The sequence below is a fragment of the Dyadobacter sp. genome (genome assembly GCF_051859145.1).
Taxonomy (GTDB): domain Bacteria; phylum Bacteroidota; class Bacteroidia; order Cytophagales; family Spirosomataceae; genus Dyadobacter.
In genome coordinates, this window is the sequence record NZ_JBHYGF010000341.1 from 1 (window position 1) to 4,638 (window position 4,638).

Consider the following 4,638-nt stretch of genomic DNA (forward strand, 5'->3'; position numbering starts at 1 on the left):
CCGAAGAAAACCACTGTTACGAAAATGGCCTTGCTGAACGCGTAAACGGAATTTTGAAACAAGAATTTTTATTAAACACAACCTTTAAAAGCAAAACGCAGTGCTTGGAATCAGTCAAAGAAGCAATATACCTCTACAACGAGAAGCGGCCCCATTGGTCGCTAAATCTAAAAACGCCTTCGGAGATACACAGGCTAAGCGTGGCATGAAAGGAAAAGAAGGCCCTAGTAGGGAGGAAGGAGAAATCTAGTAATAATCTGTCCACTTTTTTCAGGACGTGACAGTGTCCCTTCGTCCCTTCCTTCATCCTCCCTTTCTTCCATCCTCCCTTTCTTCCATCCTCCCTTTCCTCCCTACCACCAACAAAACATTTTTTCTGGCCTGGTAAAAATTTACATTGTATCATTGACGAGCCAATATTTCTAATTCACTTGAAAAAAGCATGCAGGAAGATATTCTTTTGCAGATCAGCAATAAATTAAAGGAAGTCAGGAAGAATAAAGGGGTTACCCTGCAAGAAATTGCTGATGAAGCCGGGGTTACGAAAAGCCTTGTTTCTCAGATTGAAAACAGCCGGACCATTCCTTCGCTGCCTGTAATGCTCGGCCTGATCAAAGCATTGGATATTGACCTCAATGTATTTTTCAAGGATATCATATCCAAGTCGCCCGGCGAGAATGTACTCGTGCGCCGGAAGGAAGAGTATCAGCCTTTCACGAAAGAGAATGCGAAAGGTTTTTACTACCAGCGCATTTTCAGCCGTCAGTTTAAAGACAACCACATCGACGTGGTACTGCTGAGGCTGGAAAAGGATGCAAAACGCCCCCTGGTGCGCACCAATGCATTTGAATTCAAATACGTCCTTCAAGGTGCTGTGGAATATACTGTCGGGAAAAATAAATACGTCCTCAACCAGGGCGATTCCATGTTTTTTGATGCCAATGAACTGCATAATCCCAAATGCATCGATGGCGACGAGGCGCTGCTGCTGGTAATCTACTTCTTCCACGAGCAGGTTTAGCTTCGCTTTACAAGCCTGCCAAATTCTTCTTTTAAGTTCAATATAAATTAACATTCGCTTAATTTACATTCTCCCGCTTTTTTCTAGATTTGTGAATTAAATGTTGATATTAAGATCTTAATATCGTGATATGCATTTTGTAAGATAAGCCAGCCGCGAGTCGATTTTTACTATTTCCGGAACGCTTACCTAAATAGTAAGTTTAATATTACTTTACTAAATACATCATAGTTTCACCAATTATAACAGAAGAAATGATAGAGCTGGTAGTTTTTGATATGGCCGGAACGACGGTCAGGGATAAAAATTTTGTCGGTATTGCCTTTCAGGAAGCGATGAAATCCCAGGGTTACGATATCGACATTCAGGATATCAATCCATTAATGGGCTACGAAAAGCCGCTCGCGATTAAAATGATGCTTGAAAAGCGGGAGTCGGACCCAACCAGGATTACCGAAGAGTTGATCGGAAGAATCCACACGCGTTTCGTGGATGAAATGATCCGCTTTTACAAAACAACCCAGGAACTTGCGCCACTTCCCAATGTGGAGGAAACGTTTGAAATCCTTCGTTCAGAAGGTATTAAAATCGCGCTCAATACCGGCTTTTCGAGAGATATAGCCGATGTGATTATCAACAGACTAGGCTGGGCGGATCAAATTGACCTGCTGGTCGCAAGTGACGAAGTAGCTTCCGGTCGCCCGTTCCCGGATATGATCAACAAAATCATCGCTGAGCTGAACATTAGCTCTGCCGGCAATGTGGCCAAGGTGGGGGACACGGAAGTCGACATTAACGAAGGAATCAATGCGGGCTGCAAATATGTGATCGGGATTACTACGGGTGCATTTACCCGCGAGGCGCTGCTTCCTTATAATCCTACCCACATCATCGACGATATCGCAGATGTAGTCAAAATAGTTTCGCATTCACATTCACTTGCCTGACCCGCTACAAACCAGTTAGTTATTTCAAAAATGAGCAAATCTGCGATTGTAATCGGAGCGGGAATTGTCGGGCTTGCCACAGCCCGGGCGCTTGCTACCCGCGGCTATCAGGTAACTGTTATTGAAAGATCGAGCAAGGCAGTCGGCGCGTCGATCCGGAACTTCGGGATGGTTTGGCCGATCGGTCAGCCAGAAGGGAAGCTTTACGAGCGCGCTTTGCATGCCAAAAGCATCTGGAAAGAAGTACTCGCGGGCGCTAAGTGCTGGTCGTACGAAGGCGGGAGCCTGCACATGGCGTACCACAATGATGAAAATGAAGTACTGCAGCAATTTGCAGAAATAAGTACATACCGGCAGGTTCAGTACCTGAATGCGGCAACTACATTGGAAAAATCTCCTGCTGTCAATGGAAAGCAGCTGCTGGGTTCTTTGTATTCGGCAGACGAAATGATCGTAGACCCGCGTGAGGCAATTGCTGCGATACCTAGTTACCTGACAGCCGCATTGGGAGTTACATTCATCTGGGATACCGCCATTTCCAAAGTGGAACATCCGCAGGTTTTTTCAGGATCAAAAAGCTGGTCGGCAGATGAGATATATGTTTGCAGCGGACAGGATTTTGAAACCTTATATCCTGAACATTTCAGCGCGGCGCCTTTGACCAAATGCAAATTGCAGATGCTGCGGCTCGAAGCACAGCCGGATAACTGGAAAATCGGTCCCGCTTTGTGCGGCGGCCTGTCGCTGATCCATTACCACGGTTTCAAAGCCGCGCCTTCGCTGCCGGGTTTGAAAGCAAGATATGAAAGCGACTATGCCGAATACCTGAAATGGGGCATTCACGTGATGGCGTCGCAGAACGGTTTGGGTGAAATTACAGTAGGCGACTCGCACGAGTACGCACTTACTTTTGATCCTTTTGACAGGGATTTTATCAATACCATGATCCTCGACTACCTGGCAACTTTCGCGCAGTTCAAGTCGCCGAAGGTTTTCCAGACCTGGCACGGGATCTATCCGAAAATGACAAACGGCCAGAATGAAATTGTGTTGAAACCCGAAAGCGGCGTCACGATTATCAATGGACTGGGCGGCAATGGGATGACACTTTCTTTTGGTCTGTGCGATGAGGTAGTAGGCGGTACTTACGCGCCTCTCAACTAGATAATAACCTTTTTTATTTTCCTAAACCCTTATTCAAACCATGAATGCGTTCAGGGTATTGTTACTCCTAGTTGCCGGATTGATCCTGTTTTCTTCATTTCGAAACAATGAAGAAAGTCCCGCAGGTATAGAGCACGTGATTGTAATCGGCGTCGACGGGCTTAGTCCCGACGGGATCAGGAAAGCAGAAACGCCATTTATTCACAAAATGATCGCCGGCGGCGCTGTGAAGTGGAACGTGCGGACAGTACTTACCTCTGCCAGCAGCCAGAACTGGGCTTCGATGATCATGGGAGCCGGACCCGAGCAGCACGGGATTATTAATAATGATTGGGAAATGGACGAACATACGTTACCCGCGATCGTGAATGAGGCCGACGGGCGTTTTCCAACGATTTTCAGTGTGCTGCATAAAGCCAGGCCCAATGCAGAAATCGGTACCGTATATCACTGGGAAGGTTTTGGGAGGTAATTTCAAAAGAATGCGCTGAACTACGACAAACATTTCTCCACCGAAGATTCAACAGCTACGGATTTTATTAACTACGTAAAAACCAAAAAGCCTGCATTGGGTTTCGTGCATTTCGACCACGTCGATCACGCCGGTCACCACGGCGGGCATGGTTCTCCGGAGTACTACAAATCCGTTGCAAAAGCGGATTCGCTGATCGGGCAGGTTTTGAAAGGAATCGAAGAAGCGGGTATCATGGAAAAAACGCTCGTTATTCTCTGGGCCGATCACGGCGGCATAGGCTACGGCCACGGTGGCGCTACGCCGCAGGAAGCCGAAATCGCAGGTGTGTTTTATGGTAAAGGAATCAAGAAAGGTTACGAAATCGCGCAGCAGGTGTATACTTATGATCTCGCTTCAACCATTGCATTTGCATTGGGCATTGAGCAGCCTTATGCGTGGATCGGCAGGCCGGTAAAGCCTGTGTTCGAAGGAATGGAGGAGCCGAAAAATTTGTGGCTGGGTGAAAAAATGGTGGAAGTGCCGGTAATCCATCCCGACAGAAACCTGTACGCACAGGCAGGCGGTCTTTTTATCGACCAAAAACCGGTTGTAAAAATTGAAACAAAAGCCGCAGACGGCATTACAAGGTACACCCTCGACGGAACCGAGCCGGGCCTGTCTTCCCCTGTTTTTGAAAAGGAACTTACATTAGACAAAACCACCGTCGTAAAAGCGCGCACTTTCGATCAGAATGGAAACCCTAGCCAGCGGGCAACTGCATATTTCAGGGTACTGAATTCCGGCAAGGGAAATGGAATTACTGCCACTTTTTACCCCGGCAAAGAATTGAAAAAGCTGCCTGATTTTACCAAAATACAAAAAGGCAGCAGCTGGGTAAGTCCGGAGTTTGCATTGGACAAAACGCAAATAGAAAAGCTTTTAAAAGATGGAAATGAAAGTTTTGCAATACGCTTTGAAGGTTTTATCCAGATTGACAAAGCAGGAAAATACACATTCTCAACCCAATCCGACGATGGAAGCAAGCTGTTTAT

General features: G+C 46.5%; 6 protein-coding genes. All 6 read left to right on the forward strand.

Annotated elements, in window-relative coordinates; genetic code table 11:
* A partial coding sequence (locus tag ACTIE6_RS18225; RefSeq protein WP_439558002.1) for an integrase core domain-containing protein occupies positions 1-209 on the forward strand: 209 nt, incomplete at its 5' end.
* A gap of 233 nt (positions 210-442) precedes the next feature.
* Entirely contained in the window at positions 443-1,021 is a 579-nt protein-coding gene (locus ACTIE6_RS18230; RefSeq protein WP_439558003.1) for a helix-turn-helix domain-containing protein, read from the forward strand.
* A 254-nt stretch (positions 1,022-1,275) separates the two neighbouring features.
* Positions 1,276-1,968, forward strand: coding sequence for an HAD-IA family hydrolase (locus ACTIE6_RS18235; protein ID WP_439558004.1), 693 nt, complete (start codon positions 1,276-1,278; stop codon positions 1,966-1,968).
* A gap of 30 nt (positions 1,969-1,998) precedes the next feature.
* The gene (locus ACTIE6_RS18240; RefSeq protein WP_439558005.1) at positions 1,999-3,132 is read left to right on the forward strand and encodes a TIGR03364 family FAD-dependent oxidoreductase; all 1,134 of its coding nucleotides are present in this window, start codon (positions 1,999-2,001) and stop codon (positions 3,130-3,132) included.
* 40 nt (positions 3,133-3,172) lie between these two features.
* Positions 3,173-3,604, forward strand: coding sequence for an alkaline phosphatase family protein (locus ACTIE6_RS18245; protein WP_439558006.1), 432 nt, complete (start codon positions 3,173-3,175; stop codon positions 3,602-3,604).
* Between the two features lie 66 nt (positions 3,605-3,670).
* A partial coding sequence (locus ACTIE6_RS18250; protein WP_439558007.1) for an alkaline phosphatase family protein occupies positions 3,671-4,638 on the forward strand: 968 nt, incomplete at its 3' end.